The sequence below is a fragment of the Paraglaciecola polaris LMG 21857 genome (assembly GCF_000315055.1).
GTDB classification, from domain to species: Bacteria; Pseudomonadota; Gammaproteobacteria; order Enterobacterales; family Alteromonadaceae; genus Paraglaciecola; species Paraglaciecola polaris.
In genome coordinates this window covers 60,526-84,447 of the sequence record NZ_BAER01000118.1, presented here as the reverse complement: position 1 = coordinate 84,447, position 23,922 = coordinate 60,526, and the positions used below count along the sequence as shown (strand labels likewise).

22 protein-coding genes and 1 pseudogene are annotated in these 23,922 nt (G+C 45.7%); 16 read left to right on the top strand and 7 right to left on the bottom strand.

What is annotated here, in order from left to right; all coding sequences use genetic code 11:
* Positions 1-7: 7 nt before the first annotated feature.
* The 7 genes and pseudogenes from GPLA_RS19220 to GPLA_RS19195 all read left to right on the top strand — a co-directional run bounded on the left by GPLA_RS19220 (position 8) and on the right by GPLA_RS19195 (position 9,407).
* A complete protein-coding gene (locus GPLA_RS19220) occupies positions 8-1,774 on the top strand; it encodes an autotransporter assembly complex protein TamA (protein ID WP_007106667.1) in 1,767 nt (588 codons plus the stop codon).
* Complete coding sequence (gene tamB, locus GPLA_RS19215) at positions 1,771-5,526, top strand: autotransporter assembly complex protein TamB (RefSeq protein ID WP_007106666.1); 3,756 nt, start codon at positions 1,771-1,773, stop codon at positions 5,524-5,526. Before GPLA_RS19220 ends, tamB begins: the two co-directional genes overlap by 4 nt.
* 162 nt (positions 5,527-5,688) lie before the next feature.
* Positions 5,689-7,026: a magnesium transporter gene (locus GPLA_RS19210; protein WP_007106665.1), complete on the top strand. Its 1,338-nt coding sequence runs from the start codon at positions 5,689-5,691 to the stop codon at positions 7,024-7,026.
* A 221-nt stretch (positions 7,027-7,247) separates the two neighbouring features.
* Positions 7,248-7,424, top strand: coding sequence for a DUF1328 domain-containing protein (locus GPLA_RS23320; protein ID WP_007106663.1), 177 nt, complete (start codon positions 7,248-7,250; stop codon positions 7,422-7,424).
* 190 nt (positions 7,425-7,614) lie between these two features.
* Positions 7,615-8,163 carry a BON domain-containing protein gene (locus GPLA_RS19200; RefSeq protein WP_007106662.1) on the top strand — a complete coding sequence of 183 codons (549 nt, stop codon included), beginning with the start codon at positions 7,615-7,617 and terminating at the stop codon, positions 8,161-8,163.
* A 59-nt stretch (positions 8,164-8,222) separates the two neighbouring features.
* On the top strand, positions 8,223-8,384 hold the full coding sequence (locus GPLA_RS23760; RefSeq protein WP_007106661.1) for a hypothetical protein: 162 nt from the start codon (positions 8,223-8,225) through the stop codon (positions 8,382-8,384).
* Between the two features lie 91 nt (positions 8,385-8,475).
* A pseudogene (locus GPLA_RS19195) lies at positions 8,476-9,407 on the top strand (diguanylate cyclase).
* Positions 9,408-9,474: 67 nt separating this feature from the next.
* Here the strand turns inward: GPLA_RS19195 and purD are convergent.
* From purD to GPLA_RS19165, 6 genes are all read right to left on the bottom strand, one after another.
* The gene (gene purD / locus GPLA_RS19190; protein ID WP_007106660.1) at positions 9,475-10,767 is read right to left on the bottom strand and encodes a phosphoribosylamine--glycine ligase; all 1,293 of its coding nucleotides are present in this window, start codon (positions 10,765-10,767) and stop codon (positions 9,475-9,477) included.
* A 101-nt stretch (positions 10,768-10,868) separates the two neighbouring features.
* The gene (locus GPLA_RS19185) at positions 10,869-11,675 is read right to left on the bottom strand and encodes a class I SAM-dependent methyltransferase (protein ID WP_007106658.1); all 807 of its coding nucleotides are present in this window, start codon (positions 11,673-11,675) and stop codon (positions 10,869-10,871) included.
* Between the two features lie 144 nt (positions 11,676-11,819).
* A complete protein-coding gene (gene purH, locus GPLA_RS19180) occupies positions 11,820-13,430 on the bottom strand; it encodes a bifunctional phosphoribosylaminoimidazolecarboxamide formyltransferase/IMP cyclohydrolase (protein WP_007106657.1) in 1,611 nt (536 codons plus the stop codon).
* A 102-nt stretch (positions 13,431-13,532) separates the two neighbouring features.
* Positions 13,533-13,826 carry a DNA-binding transcriptional regulator Fis gene (gene fis / locus GPLA_RS19175; protein ID WP_006991173.1) on the bottom strand — a complete coding sequence of 98 codons (294 nt, stop codon included), beginning with the start codon at positions 13,824-13,826 and terminating at the stop codon, positions 13,533-13,535.
* A 29-nt stretch (positions 13,827-13,855) separates the two neighbouring features.
* Entirely contained in the window at positions 13,856-14,857 is a 1,002-nt protein-coding gene (gene dusB, locus GPLA_RS19170; protein ID WP_040515404.1) for a tRNA dihydrouridine synthase DusB, read from the bottom strand.
* Between the two features lie 269 nt (positions 14,858-15,126).
* A complete protein-coding gene (locus GPLA_RS19165) occupies positions 15,127-15,432 on the bottom strand; it encodes a DUF962 domain-containing protein (RefSeq protein ID WP_007106655.1) in 306 nt (101 codons plus the stop codon).
* Positions 15,433-15,607: 175 nt separating this feature from the next.
* On the opposite strand from GPLA_RS19165, the gene GPLA_RS19160 reads away from it, so the two are divergent.
* Positions 15,608-16,453 (top strand): tetratricopeptide repeat protein, encoded by an 846-nt coding sequence (locus GPLA_RS19160; protein ID WP_007106653.1) that lies wholly within the window; start codon positions 15,608-15,610, stop codon positions 16,451-16,453.
* Between the two features lie 84 nt (positions 16,454-16,537).
* On the opposite strand, the gene GPLA_RS19155 is transcribed toward GPLA_RS19160, so the two are convergent.
* Positions 16,538-17,422, bottom strand: coding sequence for a LysR family transcriptional regulator (locus tag GPLA_RS19155; protein ID WP_007106652.1), 885 nt, complete (start codon positions 17,420-17,422; stop codon positions 16,538-16,540).
* Between the two features lie 122 nt (positions 17,423-17,544).
* Here GPLA_RS19155 and GPLA_RS19150 point away from each other — a divergent pair, with 122 nt between their 5' ends.
* The 8 genes from GPLA_RS19150 (at position 17,545) to GPLA_RS19115 (ending at position 23,858) form a co-directional block, all read left to right on the top strand.
* Positions 17,545-18,189, top strand: coding sequence for a peroxiredoxin-like family protein (locus GPLA_RS19150; protein ID WP_007106651.1), 645 nt, complete (start codon positions 17,545-17,547; stop codon positions 18,187-18,189).
* 95 nt (positions 18,190-18,284) lie between these two features.
* Positions 18,285-18,968, top strand: a complete 684-nt coding sequence (locus GPLA_RS19145; protein WP_040515433.1) for a haloacid dehalogenase type II — start codon at positions 18,285-18,287, stop codon at positions 18,966-18,968.
* Positions 18,969-19,216: 248 nt separating this feature from the next.
* Positions 19,217-20,140 (top strand): alpha/beta hydrolase, encoded by a 924-nt coding sequence (locus GPLA_RS19140; protein WP_007106649.1) that lies wholly within the window; start codon positions 19,217-19,219, stop codon positions 20,138-20,140.
* Positions 20,140-20,727, top strand: a complete 588-nt coding sequence (locus tag GPLA_RS19135; protein WP_007106648.1) for a pentapeptide repeat-containing protein — start codon at positions 20,140-20,142, stop codon at positions 20,725-20,727. The genes GPLA_RS19140 and GPLA_RS19135 overlap by 1 nt, the downstream gene beginning before the upstream one ends.
* Before the next feature lie 49 nt (positions 20,728-20,776).
* Positions 20,777-21,613 carry an alpha/beta fold hydrolase gene (locus tag GPLA_RS19130; RefSeq protein ID WP_007106647.1) on the top strand — a complete coding sequence of 279 codons (837 nt, stop codon included), beginning with the start codon at positions 20,777-20,779 and terminating at the stop codon, positions 21,611-21,613.
* On the top strand, positions 21,591-22,514 hold the full coding sequence (locus GPLA_RS19125) for a GGDEF domain-containing protein (RefSeq protein WP_007106646.1): 924 nt from the start codon (positions 21,591-21,593) through the stop codon (positions 22,512-22,514). Before GPLA_RS19130 ends, GPLA_RS19125 begins: the two co-directional genes overlap by 23 nt.
* A gap of 276 nt (positions 22,515-22,790) precedes the next feature.
* Entirely contained in the window at positions 22,791-23,138 is a 348-nt protein-coding gene (locus GPLA_RS19120; protein WP_007106645.1) for a hypothetical protein, read from the top strand.
* Between the two features lie 372 nt (positions 23,139-23,510).
* Positions 23,511-23,858 carry a hypothetical protein gene (locus GPLA_RS19115; protein WP_007106644.1) on the top strand — a complete coding sequence of 116 codons (348 nt, stop codon included), beginning with the start codon at positions 23,511-23,513 and terminating at the stop codon, positions 23,856-23,858.
* The last annotated feature ends 64 nt before the right edge of the window (positions 23,859-23,922 follow it).

Below are 23,922 nucleotides of genomic sequence, written 5' to 3'. Positions count from 1 at the left end.
GCGAAACATGAATGGACCTTGTTCTGCTCGCTATCGAATTACCGAGGTTACTTTGTTTACTCTGCGGACTTTTTATTTTGCGCTTGTGGCGTTAATTGCGCCTAATGCCTTTGCAATATCAGTTGATATTGAAGGGGTCGATGACAGTCGCCTCAAAGACAATATCGATGTGTATATCGGTATCATTGGTGCTCCGGTTAGTTGTGAACTGACGCAAAATTATCGTCAAACGGTTAAAGAGGCTGTAACTAAAGCGGCGCAAGCTGTGGGCTATTATCAACTCGAAACCCTAAAAATGCGTCTTTCTAAAGACAAAGAATGCAGTGAGTTGTATCTCACCGTGCAAGCGGGTACTCGAGTTAAAATTGGTAAGCGACATATCGAGTTGGTCGGCGCTGACAAAGCAGATGATGTATTGCAGGGCATTGTCGGCAAAGCCGAACTGAAAGAAGGGTCGTATTTAGAGCAAGGACAATATGATGGGCTAAAAAGTAAGTTGTTATCCATGGCGCAAATACGCGGCTATTTTGATGCTAAATTTATTGTGCAAGAAATTCGCATCGACTTTGATACCTATTTGGCCAACGTCGACTTGCAATTTTCCCCGGGTAAACGCTATGCCTTCGGCGAATTACAGATCCCGGATGATGACAAAGCCCAAGTCCTGATAAAAGAAGTATCTACCTTTAAAGAAGGTGACCCTTACCACGCCGATAAGCTCGCAGAATTTAATCAAAATTTAAAATTAACCGGCTATTTTCAACAAGTCGTCGCGCGTCCTCTGGTGAGCAAAGCGGATGGGCTCAATGTGCCCATCCAATTGATTGCCAGCGCTAAACCCAGAGATACGTTTAATATCGGTGGTGGTGCTTCAACTGATAGTGGCCCACGTTTGCGTTTTAAATGGCAGAGGCCTTGGGTCAACAGCAAGGGGCATAGTCTGTCCGCGGAAGCCTTTATTTCTCAGCCTGAGCAGAACATCAGTGTGAAGTACAAAGTCCCGTTGGAAGATCCATTGAATAACTATCTCAGTTATCAGGCAGGCGTCAAAGCTGAAAACGACAACGATACAAAAAGTGAGGCCTTGACGTTAGCCGTGCAGCGTCATTGGGGATCGCCAGATAGCGATTGGCAACGTATTGGTTTCTTGCGCCTAGAGCAAGAAAAGTTTACCCAAGGCACTGATGATGAACAGACGACCACCTTGCTCTTGCCTGGTATGACCCTAAGCCGTCGCAGAACACGTGGGGGGCTTGATATAAACTGGGGCGATAAACAACAGTACACCATTGAAGGGGCGACCCAAGAAGTGGTGTCAGACATAGATTTAGTGCGCATTAGTTTGCAGACAAAATGGTTGCGCTCATATGGCAAGCATCGACTTTTTGCTCGGGCGGAGTTAGGGGCCATAGCAACCAACGATTTTTCCCAAGTGCCTTCTAGTTTGCGTTACTTCGCCGGGGGGGATCAAAGTGTGCGTGGTTTTGCCTTAAATACCTTATCACCAGAAGAAGAGGGCGAATTAACCGGTGGCCAGTACCTGAACGTGGCGAGTATCGAGTATTCGTACCCGGTTGCACAAGACTGGCGCATGGCCGTCTTTACCGATATCGGCAACGCCAGCGATAAACCCTTCAAAGATTTGGCAACGGGCATAGGGTTAGGTGCAAGTTGGTCTTCTCCTGTGGGTCCTATTCGTTTTTATTTTGCTCGGGGAAACAGTGTTGAAGAGACGACCTGGCGCTTTCATTTTTCCATGGGGCCAGCATTATGAAGTGGTTAAAGTATGTAGGTGTTTTCTTCGCTGTGTTGGTTTTGTTGGTGGCATTGGTTGCCTCTCCTTGGGGAACAAGAGGGGTGTTGTCGATCGCTGACAGTAGTCTCGAGGCGTTAGATATTGATTACGACGCTGGCAGTCTGCTCTCAGAGCTTTCACTGAACCGGTTGACGTTTGTCACCCCTGAATTAAATTTACAAGTGAGAAAACTGACTATAGATGTGAACTGGTCTTGTGTGGCTACCATGCAAGCTTGTTTGTCAAAGCTCAGCGCACAAAGTATTGGCGTTAAGGTCATCGCGAGTGAAACACCAGCGCCGGCTAACAATGAGCCCCTTAAGCGTATTACCCTGCCCATACCAGTTTCCATTGAGGAGCTCGATATTCGAAATATCCGCGTTGATGTTGAGAACACTCTCGATTTAAACGTGCAGGCACTGTCAACTAAGCTAAGTATGTACCGTACCCTGCGTCTCGATCACCTCACGCTAGACGGGATCCGGGTGGTGTTACCTCCTGGGGATGCTAATACATCAGTCAATGCATCACCAGGCATTGATTTACAGAGTATCGCCAACTGGCAGTATACTCCCCTGCAGTTACCGCCCATTATTTTTCCGATTGTGATGAATGCTAAGAATGTGGCTGTGAATGATGTGCTTGTTACGCAAAACAAGCAGGCCATTTTTGATCTCACGCAACTGCGTGCGGCGATCGATATTACGCCTAAGTTACTCACAGTAAAGTCTTTGCACATGAGCAGCAGTTTAGGCGAGGTCGATTTAACCGCCAGCTTGAGCAAACAGTGGCAGCATCAATTACACCTAATGGTGAAAAGTCATGCTAGCAGTTCCTATTCCATTGATGGAACGATGAATCTCAAAGGCAATTTACAACGCAGCGAGCTAACGCTTGATACCAGTGGATTCGTTACGCTTAAGGCAGTGGCAAGTGCCGACTTACAATCTAAACAATTACCACTTTCATTGGAGGTTAACTGGCAACCCATTACTTGGCCGGTTACTAAACCTCAGATTTTTGTGGATAAAGGACACGTCAGTCTCAGCGGTAATGTAAACGAATATCAGCTGGCCTTAGACACCGCCATTAAAGGTGGGTCAATTCCACAATCGGCTCTCGTATTGCGCGCGTCGGGTAATACACGCCATGTACAGATTGCCAATTTGGCCATTGACACTCTAGGAGGACGCGTTGAAGCAGTGGGCGATGTTACCGTCGACTCCTTGGCAAAGTGGCAAAGTGTTGTCACCTTTAATGATATTCAACCACAGCAATTTTGGCCTCAGCTTGAAGCTAATATTAAAGGCAAAGTCAGCTTAGATGGTCAATACGACGGCAAAGATGTTAGCGCCCATATGCGTGAACTAGTGGCGTCCGGTGATTGGCTCGACTATCAGCTCAGTGCCTCAGGTGAAGTTAATTTTGATTCAGTGCAAGGTATTGAAATCCCTGAATTACATCTGCAAACGGGTGACAACAAGCTCACCGTTAGTGGCACGCTAGAGGCTTTCGAAGACGTTCAGGCACAGTTAACGATTGACGCTAAAGACTTGTCTCAGTTGTACCCGTCCTTCGCCGGTAACGCTCAGCTTGATGCACAAGTTGATGGTACGGTAAGTGCGCCTGAAATTAGTTTCAACGGCTCTGGGAACGGTATTTCCTTGCCTGAAGTAAGTATTGCCCAGTTGAGCAGCAAAGGGCAGGTGATTTGGGACGTGGATAAGCAAGTCGAAATTGAACTGCAACTCACAGACGGTATATTCAGTCAGCAGCCAGTTGCTAATGTCAATTTAGCCCTTAGCGGGGATGCGCAGCAGCATCAATTAAGCTTGTCCTTGAACAGTGCCCAGGCGGACATAGTGACTAAATTGCATGGCAGCTTGGCCGAAACGCAGTGGAACGGTCGTCTCGATGTTGCGACGATAGCCATGGATGCAGGACAATTTAGCTTAGAAGAAGACGGTCCCGAGATCAGCGCGGATTGGGCTAAAAATGCGTACCGTATCTCGCCATTTTGCTTAGTCGATAATGAAGCTCACGTGTGTATTAATCGTGGGGAGTACCAAACAAATGATGCACAGTTTGACATTGCCATTAACGACCTGCCTTTATCTCCTTTACTCAGTGCTAACTTGCCTGAGTTACAGAAGATAGATACCGATGCCAAGTTAACCTTAGTAGCAAAAGGGCAATGGGATACTAAAGGTTTGCCTGTTGTCGAAGCGAATATGACTTTAACGCCTTCAACGTGGACGGTCGAGGGCACAGAAAGCCCACTTCAGTTAGATACACTGACAATGCAAGTCAATACACGCACCGCAGAAGATACCCAAGCGCAATATGTACAGACCAAGCTGCTCCTTGCTAGTCAGCAGTTAGGCGGGCTTAACTCACAGCTTGATATACAGGTTGACGGAGACAGTAAACCTATCTCAGGTGAGCTGGTAATCGATAATCTTACCCTTGGCGCTATGGCGCAATTTGTGCCGCAACTGAGTGAGTTAACGGGACATATTAATGGGCAAATAGGGTTTAGCGGCGACTTAACTTCACCTCTACTGAATGGACAAGTAAAGCTGGAAGAAGGCGCTTTTGCGGGCCCTATATTGCCCTCAAGAATCAATCAGGTCGAACAAGTTATTGCCTTTGAAGGAAAGGCTGCATCGTTAAGTGGCCCTTTTAAACTGGGCAATGGTAAAGGTCAAATCGACGGGCAGTTTAGCTGGCAAGATGAGCCCAGTGCCGTGGTTAATGTTAAAGGCACTGAAATGGAGATCGACTATCAGAATATTGTGCGCGCCAAGCTATCGCCAGATGTCAATGTAGCGTTCAGTTCATCTGGCTTAGTGGTTAAAGGAGAAGTAACTCTGCCTTACGCCCGCATCAAAGTGCGGGAATTGCCACCCAGTGCCTTATCGCCATCAAATGATGTGGTGTTAGTCAATCATGAGCAGGCAATAGTCGAGAGTAAAACGCCGTTGGAATTGTCTTTACAGATCAATATTGACCCTAAGAAAAATAATGACGTGAAAATAGACGCTTTTGGCCTGACGTCAGATTTAGAAGGCGCGTTATTACTCACTCAATCCGGTGAAGTGCTTAATGCTAACGGTGAACTGAATTTAATTAATGGGCGCTACCGAGCGTATGGACAAGACTTGGTTATCCGCGAGGGAGAGATTCAATTTAGTGGACCCATAGACAGCCCCTACTTGGTGGTTGAGGCGATCCGTGACCCAGAAAAAACGGCTGATGAGGTCATCGCCGGTTTGCGGATTGAAGGAAGCGCTTTGCAGCCAAAAGTGAGTGTCTTCTCAGATCCCAGTATGGAGCAGCCGGAAGCCTTATCGTATTTGTTGCGTGGCACTGCCATTGATAGTGGGGGGGAGACGTCTAGTGACGCAGCCTTGGCCAGTGCTTTGATTGGTTTTGGATTGGGCAAAAGCGAAAACAAAGTCAGCAACATTGGACGTAAACTCGGGGTTGAAGATCTTGCGCTGAATACGACTGGAGCAGGAGATGATACCAAGTTGTCTGTATCAGGATATATCGCACCAGGGGTGCAGCTACGTTATGGCGTAGGGGTCTTTGATTCGGTTTCAGAGGTCGCCCTACGCTATCAGCTGATGCCAAAGCTCTACTTAGAGGCGGTTAGCGGACTGAACAGCGCCTTGGACTTGTATTATCAATTCACCCTTGATGATGACAAAAAATCAAAACCTGAATAAATTTTTATTCGTTAATAAAATCCATTAATGTCATAAAAAGTGTGACTTTTATCGTTAGCGTTGCGTCTATAGCTCATAGGCGCATGACGGCTAACATACACTCAGACGTTACTCACCGTATTAACATCATCATTATCTAGCCCATTTTGGATAGGAGTCACCATGGCAGAACTGTTACCCGAGTTGATTGACGAAGTCGTGTCGGCTCCTGAACGTGGTGAGCAAGATAACATTGTGGCGTTAGTGGCGGCGCAAGACACTGATGATGTTGCGTTACTGCTTGAATCGTTGCCCTTAGAACAGCGTTTGAAAGTATGGGACGGCATACCTAAACGCCGCAGATTAGATGTTTTGGTTGCCATGCGGGGTGACCCCCGTGAAACTCTGATCGCCGCAACGGACATAGATGAATGGGAAGCCATTTTCTTTGAAGTCGACGCCGAGCAACTGCTTGAGTTGTCAGACTCATTACCCAACGCCTTAGTTGACAAAGCGCTTGACGCCATGGATAAGCAGCAGCGTCAGTATTTCACCGATGCTAGTCAGTTCAGTGACGATCAAATTGGCCACTGGCTTAGCCAAGACCCATTAGTGTTGCCATTAAACGCTAAAGTGCGTGATGCTTTGCGCCTAATACGCAGAGATGTTCCTACCCATGCAGACACTATTTTTTTAGTCAACCGAGCTGGCCAGTTTTCAGAAGCGGTTAAGCTAACTAAAGTCATGGGATTACCTGACCACGTGCCGCTGGTGGATTTATCCGAAGAGACGTTTGATACCATCAACGCCGAAGACGAACTCACCTTAGCGTCCCTTATGGTTCAGCGTTCAGGATTTGCCTCATTACCTGTGGTGGATGAGCAAAATAAAGTCCTCGGGCGTTTGGATATCTCCACGGCCAGCGAACTATTAAATGAGTTCTACGAGCGTCAGGTCATGGCGACTGCGGGTATGGATGAAGACGAAGATTTATTCTCCTCCGTACCGAAAAGTGCCAAAAATAGAGCCGTGTGGTTGGGAATTAACCTACTGACTGCATTTTTAGCCTCAGGCTTCATTGGCATGTTTGAAGCGACACTGCAGCAAGTGGTGGCGCTCGCTGTGCTCATGCCTATCGTGGCAAGTATGGGGGGAATTGCAGGTAGCCAAACACTTACCCTGATGATACGCGGTCTGGCGTTAGGGCAGGTCACCAGTTCCAACGTTAAAGCGCTGTTGAAAAAAGAATTGAGTGTCGGGGGGCTAAACGGTGTGGTATGGGCGTTAGTGATTGGTTGCATCGCCTATTTTTGGTTTGCGGATCCCATGTTAGGAGTCGTTATCTGCGTGGCTATTCTGTTAAACATCATCGCGGCGGCGGCTGCCGGTGTTGTGGTACCTATGGTATTGCATAAATTTAATATCGATCCCGCTTTATCTGGCTCGGTTATCCTAACGACAGTAACCGATATCGTTGGTTTTGTTGCCTTTTTAGGATTAGGTACTTTATTTTTACTGTAACCCTATCCATTTTGGTTTTTACCTAACTGTATTAATACTGGCAAGTGTAAATATTTCCCGGGTGTGTGAAAAATATGCAAGGTTTCACAGTATAAACGGACGTTTTTGCGCGTTTGCTCGCTATCTTGGGCATTATTGAGGGTTGGCATGTATGTCGCTTATAACAATGAATTGAAGGGGGTTTTGCCGCCTAGAATTATTTGTTTTTGAGGGAAGTGTGTATGTTAACTTGGGCGCTAACTTTTTTTGTGATAGGCGTTATTGCAGCCGTATTCGGTTTTGGTGGGGTAGTTGGAGCGGCTGCTAGTATCGCCAAGCTGATTTTTATTTTGTGTCTTGTGTTAGTGGTAATATGTTGTGTTATCGCCTTTGTGCAATACAGAAGATCAATTCAATAGTTCTTAGTCCTCTCTATCGTTGATATCAATTCCATGCATTTTTTACATCCGACAGCGTAAACACTGCTGCTTCTTTATCCTTTAGTCTAACGACTTAAAAAATAATGCAGCAAAATCATAACGTTAGTTTTGGCATCTTTATCGCATTAGGTTGGCAACAGAGAAATTAATGTGTTCTCAGGAGATGAAAATGAGCAAAGTATTTCGCAGTTTATTGTTGATCACCGCGCTAAGCAGCGTCAGTCAATGGGCGCAGGCCGGAAACTATTGGAAGGCCACGGCTAAAGACGGTTGGTTAGATGGTTATGTAGAGGCCACCCTGTTGCTAAACGGCAACTTGGATGCAACCAGTATAGACACTGACGTAGACAACGGCGTAGTCACGCTGCGGGGTAAGGTGGAAACCGACACTGATAAAGCCCTTGTCCAGGAGCTGGTGCTGGGTGTTGACGGGGTTAATGGTATCGAAAATATGCTCACGGTATTTTCCCCTGGGGAGAATGAAGACAGTGCAATACAACGTAAATTAACGGACAAAAAAGTCGCTACAGTAGTGAAAACCCGTCTTTTGGTTGCGCCAGATATCGGCAGCACTAAAATTGACGTAAACAGCAGTCAAGGTGTGGTTGTATTAGAAGGGCAGGTTAAGAACGACGCTGAAAAGCAACGAGCAGTAGAGATTGCTAAAAAAATTACAGATGTAGAGCAAGTCGTCAACAAGCTTACGGTGAGTGATTAAGTTTTTGGCGTCCCGTACAGGTTTAGTAAAAAACATTAAATGCAGTAGCAGGTGAATTTATGAATAATCAAAATAAAAATACATACTTTAATTGGTTCGACAAAGTCAACAAGCCGCAAACAAGTGAGTTAGACCTAATTCAACGTTTAGCACAAGAAAATGCCTTGTTGAAAAAAATACTCTTCCAAAAAGAGCAAGAAGGTGTTGAATCCGCTGTGTGAATATTGAACAATGAGGCTTACTATTGTCGTCCCATGGGGTACTCACGCAAAATAATGCTGAGTACCGGGGGCAATCTACTATAGAGCCAATATGCACAATCCTGCAGCATCTAACGTACTAAAACAAACACTGTTAGTGATTGACGATGATGGCGAGCAGTTAACTGAACTTACTGCCCACTTTGCTGGGGCCTTCCATCTTTTAGTCAGTGCTAACAACGAAGACGCATTACAGTTAACCATCAATGCGCCCATCGATTTAGTGATAATCAATATATCTTCTAACAATATCGATTGGTTATTACTGTGTACACGCCTCAAAGAACATCCCCTTACGCTGGATATTCCAGTTATTTTGTTTGGTCAACAATGTTCCCACGACCTAATGCTAGCTGGATTGGAAGCGGGGGCATTGGATGTGATCGCGTGCCCTATCGCACTAGATATTCTCGATGTGAAAATTCGTAATCATATGCAGCTATCTGCCAAGCTTCGCACGCTGGCACTTATATCGTGCACCGATGGTTTAACAGGTGTGCCAAATCGCATGCAGCTTGATACCACTTTTAATCGATTTTGGTATGCGGCCATTCGTGGACAGCACGAGCTTTCTGTTTTGATGATTGATATCGATTTTTTAAAGGGTTTAACGACACCTACGGTCATGTGGCAGGCGACGAATGCCTCAAGCAAGTTGCTGCAGCCATTTATGACAGTTTACAGCGGGAAAGCGATGCTATGGGACGTTATGGCGGGGAGGAGTTTTTAGTATTACTACCCTTTACCGACAAATTAGGTGCTGAGCTTGTTGGGCAATTGATCCTTTCCAACATTGAAAATTTAGGTGTAGAAAATCAAGCGTCCATGGTTAACGGCAAAGTTACTGTGAGTGTGGGGGTGGCCAGTCTCAAGCACAGTGACATCACTGACGATACCTTTAATCACCCCGAGTACTTAATTGAGCGAGCAGATAAGTGCCTGTACGCCGCCAAGCGCCAAGGACGTAATCGTTTAGTTAGCTAGCGTTCGTTTATGCAGATAAACAAAAAGCGCCAATTGGCGCTTTTTGTTTAACAGTATTGGTAATGCTTTATTTGGCTTTTTGTTCCCGAGCAATAGCGCGATAGGCGATATCGTCACGGTAAAACATGCCGTTCCAACTGATCGTTTTCGCCAGTTCATAAGCGTGTTGCTGGGCTTGAGTCACCGTTTCGCCTAAGGCTGTTGCACACAATACGCGTCCGCCGTTAGTGGTTACCTGACCGTCAATCTCTTTTGTACCAGCATGGAATACTTTGGCACTGTCGCTATCATTTACGCTCAGGCCAGAGATAACATCACCCTTATTATAAGCTTGAGGGTAGCCACCTGCGGCAAGTACCACACCGACCGCTGCCCTTGGGTCGAATTTAGCGGTTGCTTGGTCTAACTTACCTGCTACTGCAAGTTGCACTAGTTCCACCAAGTCCGACTGCAAACGCATCATAATAGGTTGGGTTTCTGGATCACCAAAGCGACAGTTATATTCAATGACCTTAGGTGTGCCATCAGCCATGATCATCAAACCTGCGTATAAGAACCCGTGATAATCGTTACCTTCACTGGCCATACCGTGCACCGTTGGATAAATCACATCATTCATGACGCGCTGATGAATTTCATCTGTCACTACAGGGGCAGGTGAATAAGCGCCCATACCACCGGTATTCGGTCCGGTGTCACCGTTGCCAACACGTTTATGATCTTGGCTGGTGGCAAAAGGCAGTACGTTTTTACCGTCGACCATGACAATAAAGCTGGCTTCTTCACCATCTAAAAATTCTTCGATGACAACACGACTGCCTGCTTCACCAAAGGCGTTACCCGCTAACATATCACGCACGGCTTCTTCAGCTTCCGCTAAGGTCATAGCGACAATTACGCCTTTACCTGCGGCCAGGCCATCGGCTTTAATGACGATGGGGGCACCGGTTTTTTGCAAATAGGCCAAAGCAGGCTCAATTTCAGTAAAATTTTGATACTCAGCCGTTGGAATATGATGGCGAGCCAAGAAATCTTTGGTAAAGGCTTTAGAGCCCTCTAATTGCGCGGCAGCTTTGCTTGGACCAAAAATGGCTAAGCCTTCAGCTTGAAACGCATCGACTACACCAAGGACTAACGGCACTTCAGGACCGACGATTGTTAACGCAATGGCGTTTTGCTGGGCGAAGGCGACAAGTGCGTTAATATCTTCAACATCAATCGCCACATTTTCGAGTTTTGGCTCAAGCGCGGTACCCGCATTACCAGGCGCCACATAGACCTGGCTAACACCGTTAGATTGTGCTGTTTTATAGGCTAGAGCATGTTCGCGGCCGCCGCCGCCAATTATCAATACTTTCATGAGGTTCGCTTTTCTAATAGGTTAACAAATGGAGCTGGTTATCAAAACGCCGCTCATTATGGCGGCGTTTTTGGTGGCTAATCGTTAGCCGAATTTACAATTTATTTGACGAATTTTAAGGTCATGCGATTACTCTCGCCGATGTTCAAGTATTTACCTTGATCCTTTTCACCTAGGCGTAGGCTTGGGGGTAAGGTCCAAACGCCTTTTTCATGTTCGCCGCTGTCTAATTTATTAGCGTTAATATCGCTCTTACCCGCGAGGGTAAAACCGGCTTTTTCGGCTAAGGCAATGACATAAGATTGCTTCATGTAGCCTGAACTTTGTTGCAGGGCACTACTTTGAGACTCACGTAAACTATGTTCAACCACACCTAATACACCGCCCACTTTTAATGCTTTATAAAACGCTTTAAACGCGTTTTCTACGCCTTCATCGCCGTCTTGCATATACCAGTTATGAATATTACGAAAGGTCAGTACCCGGTCCAAGGATTCAGCAGGTGCTAAATCGGTGGCTTTCATTGGGTGAAAGGTAGTGACTTTAACGTTCTGATAGCTTTTAAGTGCGGTAATTTTCTGCTCGAACTGTTCGCGAGACTTTTTATAAAACTCGTTAGTGTTCTCGTCTACGTAAAAATGTGCCGCGTAAAACTGGCCTTTCTCTTTTAATAGGGGGGCAAGAATGTTGCTGTACCAACCACCACCAGGTGATATTTCAGCCACTGCCATGTCTTCTTGAACTTCAAAAAAGCGTAGCGTTTGCTGAGGGTGACGGTACTCATCACGCAGGCGTTGTTCGGTGGGGCGACCTTCATCTGCTAGGGCATCGATGAGCGCATCGGCTTGCACGAAAGATGAGGCTATTAATGTAACGGAACAAACTAACTGTGTAGCACGCTTAAACATGAGCAAATCCTGTAATGAGTCATTAAACGGACCTAGTGTAGCGTTTTTTTGTACAACACTGAATGCTACGTAGCGTAAATCTGCGCAAGTCAGCCGAGCATGGTCAATAAATGACCATGCTCGGCTGGTTATTTATGCAGATAATTAATGACGGAAGTGGCGCATTCCAGTGAACACCATAGCGATACCATGTTCGTCAGCTGCGGCGATAACTTCGTTATCACGCATAGAGCCTCCGGGTTGGATAACCGCGCTGATACCTGCCGCTGCGGCTGCATCTATGCCGTCACGGAAAGGGAAGAACGCATCAGACGCCATCACAGAACCCGCCACTTCTAAGCCTTCATCCGCAGCTTTGATACCCGCGACTTTTGCCGAGTAAACTCGGCTCATTTGGCCTGCACCCACGCCAATGGTCATGCTGTCTTTGCAGTACACAATCGCGTTAGATTTAACGTATTTGGCGACTTTCCAAGTAAACATCAAATCTTTTAGCTGTTGCTCAGTCGGTTTGACTTTGGTGACAACGGTCAAGTCTTCCATTTCAACCATGCCGAAATCACGCTCTTGCACCAATAAGCCGCCGTTTACGCGTTTAAAGTCATAACCGTCGGTAAGCTGTCCTTGCCAATCACCACAGGCTAACAAGCGTAGATTTTTTTTAGCGGCGACGATTTTAACCGCTTCATCGCTGACGGTGGGGGCAATAATTACTTCTACGAATTGACGATCCACAATGGCTTGTGCCGTGGGACCGTCTAACTCACGGTTAAAGGCAATAATGCCACCAAAAGCGGAAGTAGGGTCTGTTTGATATGCGCGGTTGTAGGCTTCAAGAATGTTGTTACCCAGTGCTACGCCGCAGGGGTTAGCGTGCTTAACGATAACACATGCTGGCTCAGCAAATTCTTTCACGCACTCTAACGCCGAGTCGGTGTCCGCGATATTGTTAAACGACAATTCTTTGCCTTGTAATTGGGTCGCAGTAGCGACTGAGGCTTCTTGAATGTTGTTTTCTACGTAGAAGGCAGCGTCTTGATGGCTGTTTTCACCGTAGCGTAAATCTTGTTTTTTGCTCATTTGAAGATTGAACGTGCGCGGGAAGGCACTGTGCACATGGCCGCAGTCGTCGGCGCAGTCATCACCGTGCTCGTCAGACTCAATCATGGCGCCAAAGTAATTGGCAATCATACCGTCGTATTCCGCTGTGTGTTCAAAGGCCGCTATGGCCAAATCGAAGCGGGTATTGGCGGTAACAGAGCCGTTATTGGCTTGCATTTGCTCAGTCACGCGAGCGTAATCTTTAGCATTGACCACTATAGTGACATCGTTATGGTTTTTGGCTGCAGCACGCACCATAGTCGGGCCACCGATATCGATATTTTCAATGGCATCTTCTAGGCTGCAATCTTCCTTGGCGACGGTGGCAGCAAAGGGATAAAGATTCACCACGACTAAATCAATAGGTAGAATGTTATTTTCGGCCATAACCGCTTCATCTTGGCCGCGACGGGCAAGAATACCGCCGTGAATTTTAGGGTGTAAGGTTTTTACACGCCCATCCATGATTTCAGGGTGTCCGGTATAAGTAGACGCTTCGGTAACGGTTAAACCGCTGTCTGCCAATAATTTTGCCGTGCCGCCGGTAGATAAAAGCTCAACGCCTTGCTCGGCTAAGAAAGTGGCAAATTCAACGATGCCAGTTTTGTCAGAAACGCTTAGTAAAGCGCGGCGAATAGGTTTTTGAGTCGTCATAGTGTGTTTATCTTCTAGAAAAGGATTAACAGTGATGCCAGGGGCGCGCAGTATAGCGCATACAAAAAGAGCACCCTAGGGTGCTCTTTATATTTTTTCAGCTTAGTTCATGCCGTATTGTTTAAGCTTCTTGCGTAGCGTGCCACGGTTGATGCCTAACATGATTGACGCACGGGTTTGATTGCCGCGGGTAAAAGTCATGATTTCTTCTAACATTGGCGCTTCAACTTCGGCCATTACTAGCTCATACAAATTTTCAATGTCTGTGTTGTCTAGTTGCTTAAGGTACTTATTAACTGCCTGTTTTACAGAGTCACGTAAAGGCTTCTGTGCCTGTGTTTGTGAAGGAGTCGTTACCGTAGTGGTAAAAGGAGAAGTTACATTTTGCTCGAACATATACAATCTTGCTCTTTAGTTAGTCATCGTTAGGCAGCAGGTGATACGACGTGAGTCGCAGATTCGCCTGCCATTTGGTCGAAATAATATGCCAATGTATCGAGTTGCTCTGCAGCTTCATCGATGGCATTGAACTTGGCTCGAAACAACCGCTCCCGGTCATGTTCCGCTAAATACCAACCCACATGTTTGCGGGTAATCCTTGCTCCCATAAAGTCACCGTAAAATTGATGAACATTGGCTACGTGCGCTATTAATACGTCGCGCACTTCGCTTAATGGGGGCGAAGGTAGTATTTCGCCAGTTTGCAGAAAGTGTTGAATTTGGCGAAATATCCAAGGGTTACCTTGGGCACCTCTGCCTATCATCAACGCATCTGCGTTGGTGTACTCCAATACGTGTTTTGCACTGTGCACGCAGGTGATATCACCATTGGCAACTATGGGTATTGACACAGCCTGTTTAATGGCTTTAATTGTGTCGTACTCAGCGTTGCCTTTGTACATACAGGCTCGGGTGCGACCATGAACAGCTAAAGATTGAATGCCGTGTTGTTCGGCGATCTTAGCAATGAGCAACCCGTTGCGATTATCCGTATTCCAGCCTGTGCGTATTTTTAAGGTTACCGGTACCTTTACTGCCTTCACCACAGCTTGAACAATACGTTCAACCAGTTGTGGATCTTGCAGCAGCGCAGAGCCCGCCAACTTTTTATTCACTTTCTTTGCTGGGCACCCCATGTTGATATCAACAATTTGGGCACCATTGTCCACGTTAAACTGTGCCGCCTGCGCCATTAATAATGGATCAGCGCCAGCAATCTGTACTGCGCGAACCCCTTCTTCACCAACATGATCCATACGTTGCTTGGATTTACTTGATCGCCATACATCAGGGTTAGACGAAAGCATTTCAGAAACCACCAAACCAGCACCCATGCGTTTGCACAATTGCCGAAAGGGTCTATCTGTCACACCTGCCATAGGCGCCAGAATCAAATTGTTTTCAAGCTTGTAAGGACCAATCTGCATAATTCAAAACGCGAAATCGCGCAAAAACTGTCCGGTTTGCAAAAAAGGGCGGCAAGTTTACGGTTTTTTTACAGGCTTGGAAAGGCTATATTTTGAACAAATTGTTAGTTTTTTTGACGTTTTGGGCTTGACACTTATAGAACAAGGCGATTGACGAGGATTACACCTTGCAGCTGAGTAATATCTGACCGACTGTGTAAATTAAATGTAGCTAAGCTGGCAGGGTTTGTAACAGAGAAACCCTACCAATACTGGGGTTAAGCGCTGATTTAGAATTTTATCTTGCCGGTTAACATGTCTTTAAACATCACCCAATCACCGATAAAACTATAAAAAGGGTAGGTAAAGGTGGCCGGTTTGTTGTGTTCAAAAAAGAAATGACCTACCCAAGCAAAGCCGTAGCCTAATACAGGAATGAACCATAGCAGGGCCAATTGATTAATCATTACCGCGTATAAGATGAGTAAAATAATCAGGCTAGAGCCGATAAAATGCAAACGGCGGCAAACGGTATTTTGATGTTCACTTAAGTAATACGGATAGAAATCAGCAAAACGTTGGTATTTCTGCGTCATTGGGTTTCCCCTTCCATGTTGTTCCAATAGACTGTGACGTTAGCACGGGCGCAGTCAGAGCAATTGTCCAATAGGCGACAATTAACGTTTTTTCGACGGTTAGCGCTTAAAACACGGCTTGAGTTTACAACAAACGGCCCCACCATTTGTTCATCGACATCATAAGAGATCTGAGATGCAAAATAGCGTAGACATCACCATAGACAACTTTCAGCAAGTCATATTGCAAGACTCAACAACTCAATTGGTTATGCTTGAGTTCTGGGCCCAAGGCTATGAGCCGAGCGAACAATTAGCGCCGGTATTACAAGCGATAGCGCATAAACAAGGTGCAAATTTATTGCATGCTCGGGTGGACTGCCAGGCACAACCCGATATCACTGCACAATTTGGTGTGCAAAACCTGCCCACCGTTATGCTGATTAAAGATGGCCAACCTATTGATGGTTTTGCCGGTGTTGAAAGCGAAGCCAATATTCAAGCTATGCTAGACAAACACCTACCTAAGCCTCAAGACGAATTGTTTGCTCAAGCGACAGCAATGGCTGAGCAGGCTAATTACCAAGAAGCCTTTACTTTAGTTAAGCAGGCCTTTGATCTGGATCCTAATCGTCCTGACATTAAATTATTGTTAGCAGATTGTCAGGTGGAAGTCGGTCAGGTTAATCAAGCTAAGGAATTATTGGCGACGATTGGCTTGGTAGACCAAGACGGCTATTACCGCTCTATTTTGGGCAAAATTGAATTGGCCGAGCAAGCCGCGGAGTCACCTGAAATTATTGCGTTACAACAAGCGCTGGAAAATGACCCTGATAACTTAGATTTGAAAGTAAAACTAGCCGTGCAACTGCGTCAGGCGAATCAGTTAGAAGAAGCATTAAGCCTAATGCATTCTGTATTGCTGCAAGACCTCAACTTTCAAGATGCCAAAAAATTAATGCTAGACATGATCAATGCCCTACCAGATGGCGAGCCACTTAAGTCCCAGTATCGTCGCAAGGTTTACAGTTTATTGTATTAACACCCAGGCACCCTGTTCAGGGTTAGCGGATGCAAAAATAAAATGCCAATGGTGAGAATCATTGGCATTTTTTATTCTGCCTGCTTAGTTGTCGTTAAATGCCTGTTTTACAAAGTCGAAAAAAGCTTCAGCTTTTCGTGTTGCCAAACTGTTTTGCGGGCGCAAGAACCACACGGGGGCTTCTGGAGCAGCGAGCACATTGGGCAGCACTTCAACCAATGCACCACTGGCCAGGCAGCGCTTGATGGCCAGCTCAGATTTAATACCAATGCCGTGCCCGGCCTGAAGCGCTTGGGTCATGTTGTCTGAGTTAGAAATGGTAAATCGAGTATTCGCATTAAATGTGAATACATTCCCATCGTTATGCAGCAGTTTGAGTTGTTTTTGCCAAGGCAGGCACACAAATCTGTGCTCACTTAACATCTGCACGTCTTTAATCGGTGAATGTAGCCTAAGGTAGTCTGGGGATGCACACAAAATACGCCTGTTGTGCGTGATTTTACGCGCTAGCAATCCAGAATTGGCCAAGGTGCCCACGCGTACGGCGACATCTTGGGCGTCATCGACCACATTGACAAAGTGGTCAGTGACCAGAAAATCCAAGACGACTTTTGGGTATTGCTGTTCGAACTTAGCCAAGTTGGGCAGAATATAAAGTGAGAATACCCATGGTGGCAGGGTCACGCGCAATCGGCCACTGATCCCACTGTCTCTTGCACCAATGGCAAATTCAGCATCATACAGAGCGGCTAGAATATCTCCGACACGCTGATAAAATTCCTCGCCCTCGGCGGAAGGTCGTACGTTACGACTATCTCTGAAAACCAACACGGTACCCAATATGCGCTCGAGTTTCGATAACCTATGGCTGACGGTCGCGGGGGAGATATTCAATGCATTTGCCGCCGAAACCACACCCTTGTTTTCGACTATCGCGACGAATGTCTCTAACTCATTAATTGTGTACACGATGTTTTCCAATTTTAATTTGATTCGAAAATATTAAATCATGTATTCAGTTTTACCTGCTAGGTTTTATTTTTTCTAACCCCATATGCTAAACAAGCAAAATTATTAACTTAGGAAAGACCATGTCACTACACGCGCAAATTGCTCAGTATGACACTCAGAAAGCCATTAACATGCCGAAAGATGTTTTTGATTTAATGGCTAAAGCTACCGATGCCTTAGTTGCAACAGGTATTGCCAATGATGCGCTAACCGTGGGGGATTACGCCCCAGACTTTAGCTTGCCAAATGTCACCGGGGAACTGATTACACTCGCTGAAATGCTGGCTCATGGGCCGGTGGTATTGAGTTTTTACCGAGGAGGCTGGTGCCCCTACTGTAATTTTGAATTACGCGCCTTTCAGAATGTGTTACCTGAAATTCAACAATTAGGTGCGCAATTGGTGGCAATATCTCCGCAAACTCCAGATAACTCATTAACCACCAAAGAGAAGAATGCGTTGGACTATGCGGTGTTAGCGGATGTGGGTAATAAGGTCACAAACGATTACGGCTTGGTCTTTAGTTTAGACGAGCGCCTGCGCCCAGTGTATGAAAAGTTTGGTTTAGATATTCCCGCGACCAACGGCGATGACACTTTTACTTTGCCTATGCCGGCGACGTATATCATTGGGCAAGATGGTAAAATTGCCTATGCATTTGTCGCAGAAGACTATACTCAGCGCGCTGAACCCAATGATGTAATCGATATTTTAGCCCAACTTTAAGCAATCAACGGAAAACATAATTTATGAATTCAGTGAAATTAACACGATACGTTTCCATGACCGTACTTTTATTGTCGTTACTGGGGGCTAACTTCATGGCTCATGCTGCGCCAAAACCTAAAGTGCTCATTTTTGATGTGAACGAAACGCTACTTGATTTAGAAACCATGCGTACTTCAATCGGTAAAGCATTAGCTGGCCATGATGAGCTTATCACTTTGTGGTTCTCAACCATGTTACATCACTCCTTAGTGACTACCGTCACAGGCGAGTACCATGATTTTGGTAAAATTGGCGTGGCGGCATTGATGATGGTTGCGCAAAATAACAATATCGAGATCACCGAAGCGCAAGCTATCACGGCAATTAAAACGCCGTTATTGTCTTTACCTGCTCACCCTGATGTAAAATCGGGTTTAGCTGCCTTAAAAGCACAGGGCTACAAAATTGTGAGCTTGACCAATTCATCAAATAAGGGCGTTGAAACCCAATTCAAAAATGCTGGGTTAACCGAGTATTTCGATGAGCGTTTGAGTATTGAAGATATCAAAGTATACAAGCCTGATTTACGCAGTTATGCATGGGCACTTAAGCAATTGCAGGTTAAACCAGAAGAAGCGTTAATGGTTGCAGCCCATGGTTGGGATGTGGCAGGTGCAAAAGCTGCTGGCTTGCAAACTGCTTTTATTGCCCGTCCAGGTAAAGCCTTGTATCCCTTAGCCGCTAAGCCAGATTATGTGGTTAAAGACTTAACTGAGTTGGTCGAAATATTAAAGTAGCGCGTTAAGTAATAAAGAGTGGAGCTAACGGCGACATAGGCCAAGCTTGCGCTTTATTCCATCAGCATGCAGGCTTCTGTATGCTGTTGGTGTTCTACCTGAGACGCTATTAATCTAAGCATTCATATCCGTTATTCCCCACCTTAGTTACCTGTGCATCCGATTTTTAGACATGCTACCGTTTACTCAGATTACACCTAGAGTAATCGTGCATTGCCAAAGCGGCGTTCACTCAAAATAAGAACATTATGCTTAAAATTCTGCTTATCATCCTGTTGGGCCTCGCTATTTGGTTGGGTGTGTGTTGGTATCAAGATAGCCGAGCTACGGCTTTATCCATTCTCAACACAGCACTGAAATTATTGCAGCCGACCGACGTCGTCAAGGACATCCCATTTGCTCAACAACCCTGGCAAACCCTTGATGTTTATTCGAGCTCCATCAAAGACAAACCTGCCCCAGTACTGGTTTTTATTCACGGTGGCGGCTGGAATTGGGGCAGCAAGGATATGTATTATTTTGTCGCTCAAGCCTTTGTCAAACGTGGCTATACCGTAGTTGTTCCCAATTATATTAAGTATCCCGCAGGTCGCTTCCCCGCATTTATTGAAGATGGCGCACAGGCCCTTGCTTGGGTGAAAGCGAATATTGTGCACTATCAGGGAGACCCGCAGCAGATATTTCTAGCGGGTCATTCTACGGGGGCGCATACCGGGGCATTATTGCTCACCGACCAGCACTATTTAGCTGAGGTAGGCTTGTCTCGTAGCGTCATTAGGGGCTTTGCCGGTATCGCTGGGCCTTATGCCTTTACCCCTGACTCTCCAGAATATATTGCTACGTTTGGATCGGATAATTTCAATAATATGAAAGCTAATCTACATGTTGTTGGCGGTGAGCCGCCTATGTTGTTACTGCACGCTAAAGGGGATAGCACAGTAGGCCAGTTTAATCAGCAGCAGCTCGCTGATGCCATGGCCCTAAAGCAAAGCCCGGTTGAAACAATTTTGTACGGTGAGAATATCGACCACACCAGTATCTTACTTAAATTGCATCCTTGGTTTGCCGGTGACGTTAATGTGGGGCAAGATATCGACCGTTATTTTCAACAAATCATTGCTCAGCCACTCGCGAGCGAGTTAACACTTCACTCACAAGACAGCGCACCCTAATGGTTAAAGAATATTTTGAGCAGGACATTGATGGCACGCATCCATTGGCAGCGTTATCGCGCTGGGATGGTCTGCGGTTTGAACAGTGTCGTTTTGCCGGCTTAGATTTAAGTCGAGGGCAATGGCTTTATTGCATCTTCGACGAGTGTGAATTTACGCGCTGTGATCTATCCATGCTGACGTTGAACAATAGCCAGTTTCAAAGTGCATTATTTGACCATTGCAAATTGCTGGGTATCGACTGGACCCAAGCCGATTGGGCGGCGAATTTGGGGCATTCCCCCATGTTTAAACATTGCTTACTGAATGCAGGCTCCTTTTTTGGTTTGACACTCAATGCCCTGAAAATAATTGACTGCAAAGCCCATGACGTAGACTTCACGGAAGCGCGGTTAAACAACGCCCAATTTGGTGGCAGTGAGTTAGCTCGTAGCCGCTTTCACAATACCGATTTAAGCCAAGCCGACTTTAGCCGAGCACAGGGCTACCATATTGATATTAGGCACAATGAATTAAACAAAGCACGCTTTTCCAGTCTAGAGGCGCTAAGCTTACTCAGTTCATCTGGGATCCTGCTTGTTGATTGAATGTTTGGCACGAATGTTATCCAGATTAGGTATAAAAGAGTAACCATAGATGTTGAATGAATCCGAGGTAATGCGGCGTAATAATGTAACCGTCATTGAATCCGCAGCTGGACCTAAGGTCAAAACGTTATTGTTAGCCCATGGTTTTGGCTGTGACCAAAATATGTGGCGTTTTGTGGCACCGGCGTTAACACAGCATTTCCGTTTGGTGTTGTTTGATTATGTGGGTTCAGGCCGCTCAGATATTTCAGCCTTCTCAATGCAGCGCTATGCCAATCTTGAAGGTTACGCTCAAGATGTTTTAGATATTTGTGAGGCATTGTCGCTGACGAATGTCACCTTGGTTGGGCATTCAGTCAGCAGTATGATTAGCTTGTTGGCTGCCGATAAACAGCCTGATTATTTTGAGCGGATCGTGATGATCTGCCCCTCTCCTTGTTTCTTGAATATTGATGCAACCTACCAAGGGGGATTTGAGCGTGATGACTTAGATGAGTTGCTCAATCTCATGGATAAAAACTATATGGGCTGGGCCAACTATTTGACTCCCTTAGTGATGGGGACAGGTAACGACAATGCCTTGTTAAGTGAACTTAATAGCAGTTTTTGTTCGACCGATCCTGTGATCGCTAAAACGTTTGCCAAAGCGACCTTCTATTCTGATTACCGACATATATTGCCTTTAGTAGGGTGTCCGGTCTTAGTATTACAGAGTGAAAACGATGCCTTGGCATCTGAGCAGGTTGGCCAATATGTGGCACAGCATATTCCCCAAGCGAGTTATCTTTGTGTTCCAGCCAAAGGACATTGTTTACATATGACCGATCCAGACACAGTTGTCGAGTCAATCGAAGCGTTTTTAAATGTCGCGTGTCATCATGTCTAATGCATTTACCCAAGACGACTTTTTATGCGGCTGTTTGGTCACAGACAGTGAGCGCAAAATTGTATATGTGAACGGGTATTTCGAGCGTGAATGGGGATGGACCTCAGCTTTACTTCTAGGCAAGAATTCGGATTCATTATTTACGCGTTCGTCTTGTATCTTTTACGAAAGTTATATTGTGCCTGTGTTAAGCATTCAAAAACGCTTCGATGAAATACAGCTGGCCCTGCTGAGTGCAAAGGGGGAGCGTATTCCGGTGATCGCCAATGCGCGTTTAAACAATGAACAAGACTTAACGTTTTGGAGCCTGTTTAGTGCGACTAAGCGAGACAGGTTATACGAGGAGTTGGTTGAAGCACGTAATGCTCTTCATGAGCAATCGTTAGCGCTAAAGGCATTATCTATTACCGACGAGCTAACCGGCTTACTCAATCGCCGGGAAATAAAACATCGGGCAGACGTCATTCTTAATTTAGCCAAGCGGACACTTAAGCCTATGTCGTTGCTGATGATGGATGTGGATCATTTCAAACGTATCAACGATAACCATGGCCATCAACAAGGAGATGAAGTATTGCAAGCCTTGTCTCAAGTGTTGCAACAAGTAGCACGAGATTCTGACATTGTAGGGCGTTTTGGTGGCGAAGAATTTGTCTTGATCTTGCCCAATACCGATGCAGCCTGTGCCCAAGTATTTTGTCAGCGCTTACACAAGGGGATATCAGCAATGCAGGTCACTGGTGGGCCTATTACCGTCAGTATTGGGATCAGTAGTGAATTAATCGGCCAAAAAACTACCTTCGAGTATTTTGTGAGACTTGCTGATGCGGCACTATACCGCGCCAAATTGGCGGGACGCAATCGCAGTGTGTTGTACAGTGAGCACGATAGCGGTCAGTAAAAATGTTGATAGAGTCTGTAAAAAGCACCTAATTTTTATCCCTTCCGCTAGGTATTCAGTTCGACATTATTAAAATAGCTATCATCCTCCCCCAAAATAGCGACTATTTTTTTGTTGTTAACTGGCTGATTTTTAAGTTAATAATTTATTTTATTCGGTGATGCTTGCTGATTAAACGCTATGACATACAAACAGGAACCGTTATTGCACTGAGCGTTTATATCCAGGGGCTATTTGGCCTTTCCTAAGTATTAAACGTAAGCAAAGAGAGTAAGCATGAAAGTCTTGTTATCCCTGACCGCCATTATCACATTAGCCGCAGGCAGCGCGCTGTTAAGTGCTCAGGCAGATGAAAGCGTATTGTCGATAGATAAAAAAACTGCAGTGCTAAGCGCGCCAGTTGAGGTCACACGCCTTGAGACCAAATTGCTCGATGGGCAATATGACTTACGTGATCGCAATACTAAATTGCGGGTTGAGCGGGCGGTGCATTATTTTACTATCGCTCGCAAGCATGCGGATTCAGGTTGGTATAAAGAAGCGTCAGAACAGGCCAATCGTGGGTTGTCTTTGCTTGAATTAAATAATATGCAGTATCGACAGGGGGTTGAAGTGCAAATGTAATTTGCATTTGTGCACGGTATTTATCTACTAAACGGGGTCATCCATAGCGTTGGGCTACAATTGCTTATACAAACAGCTAATAAAGAGTAACCAGAAACAAGCCGCCACCAACAGGTCTCTATTCTCGGCAACGGGAGTGCCAGCCCGGTGCTCCCTACATCGTTCTACTTTTCAACATCCATGGGGAGCCATTTAATTTCCCTTGCTACACACTTTCTACACATATTGTCTAATCGTTAATCAATTATATGCATGTTACCGTCTTGCCATTAAAAACAGATGCTAAATTTAATCTGTAACCTATTGAATATAATCAATTTGGTGACAGTGTTTTAGGCCTTAATTAACCACTAAGTATATATGTGAGTAACTATGAAAACCTTATTGTCATTGACTTTAGTGATCACTATAGCCGCAGGTAGTTTTTTACTGAGTGCTCAGGCCGATGAAAGTGTCTCGACCTCAATGAACACGATTGTCGCTTCGCCGCTCTTTCCAGCGTTACAGCAGCTTAAAGCTAAGTTAGAAGAGAGTCAGTATGACCTATCAGATCGCAATACTAAGCTTCGTGTTAAGCGGGCTTTGCATTATTTTTCTGTGGCACAAAAACATGCGGACGCTGGTTGGAGCAAGATGGCATCGGACCAGGCTGCACGAGGGTTGTCGCTGCTGGCGTTGAGTAACATGCGGTACGTGCAAGGTACTAGCGTAAAAATATAATTTGCGCTAACTTTATGGCCTGTGGCCACTACAGCATGCACTTCGTGCACTTATGAGCTGAGCT

Coding starts and splice junctions, on each gene's coding strand:
- GPLA_RS19220 (WP_007106667.1), top strand. CDS start 8: ATGAATGGACCTTGTTCTGCTCGCTATCGAATTACCGAGGTTACTTTG.
- tamB (WP_007106666.1), top strand. CDS start 1,771: ATGAAGTGGTTAAAGTATGTAGGTGTTTTCTTCGCTGTGTTGGTTTTG.
- GPLA_RS19210 (WP_007106665.1), top strand. CDS start 5,689: ATGGCAGAACTGTTACCCGAGTTGATTGACGAAGTCGTGTCGGCTCCT.
- GPLA_RS23320 (WP_007106663.1), top strand. CDS start 7,248: ATGTTAACTTGGGCGCTAACTTTTTTTGTGATAGGCGTTATTGCAGCC.
- GPLA_RS19200 (WP_007106662.1), top strand. CDS start 7,615: ATGAGCAAAGTATTTCGCAGTTTATTGTTGATCACCGCGCTAAGCAGC.
- GPLA_RS23760 (WP_007106661.1), top strand. CDS start 8,223: ATGAATAATCAAAATAAAAATACATACTTTAATTGGTTCGACAAAGTC.
- purD (WP_007106660.1), bottom strand. CDS start 10,767: ATGAAAGTATTGATAATTGGCGGCGGCGGCCGCGAACATGCTCTAGCC.
- GPLA_RS19185 (WP_007106658.1), bottom strand. CDS start 11,675: ATGTTTAAGCGTGCTACACAGTTAGTTTGTTCCGTTACATTAATAGCC.
- purH (WP_007106657.1), bottom strand. CDS start 13,430: ATGACGACTCAAAAACCTATTCGCCGCGCTTTACTAAGCGTTTCTGAC.
- fis (WP_006991173.1), bottom strand. CDS start 13,826: ATGTTCGAGCAAAATGTAACTTCTCCTTTTACCACTACGGTAACGACT.
- dusB (WP_040515404.1), bottom strand. CDS start 14,857: ATGCAGATTGGTCCTTACAAGCTTGAAAACAATTTGATTCTGGCGCCT.
- GPLA_RS19165 (WP_007106655.1), bottom strand. CDS start 15,432: ATGACGCAGAAATACCAACGTTTTGCTGATTTCTATCCGTATTACTTA.
- GPLA_RS19160 (WP_007106653.1), top strand. CDS start 15,608: ATGCAAAATAGCGTAGACATCACCATAGACAACTTTCAGCAAGTCATA.
- GPLA_RS19150 (WP_007106651.1), top strand. CDS start 17,545: ATGTCACTACACGCGCAAATTGCTCAGTATGACACTCAGAAAGCCATT.
- GPLA_RS19145 (WP_040515433.1), top strand. CDS start 18,285: ATGGCTCATGCTGCGCCAAAACCTAAAGTGCTCATTTTTGATGTGAAC.
- GPLA_RS19140 (WP_007106649.1), top strand. CDS start 19,217: ATGCTTAAAATTCTGCTTATCATCCTGTTGGGCCTCGCTATTTGGTTG.
- GPLA_RS19135 (WP_007106648.1), top strand. CDS start 20,140: ATGGTTAAAGAATATTTTGAGCAGGACATTGATGGCACGCATCCATTG.
- GPLA_RS19130 (WP_007106647.1), top strand. CDS start 20,777: ATGTTGAATGAATCCGAGGTAATGCGGCGTAATAATGTAACCGTCATT.
- GPLA_RS19125 (WP_007106646.1), top strand. CDS start 21,591: ATGTCGCGTGTCATCATGTCTAATGCATTTACCCAAGACGACTTTTTA.
- GPLA_RS19120 (WP_007106645.1), top strand. CDS start 22,791: ATGAAAGTCTTGTTATCCCTGACCGCCATTATCACATTAGCCGCAGGC.
- GPLA_RS19115 (WP_007106644.1), top strand. CDS start 23,511: ATGAAAACCTTATTGTCATTGACTTTAGTGATCACTATAGCCGCAGGT.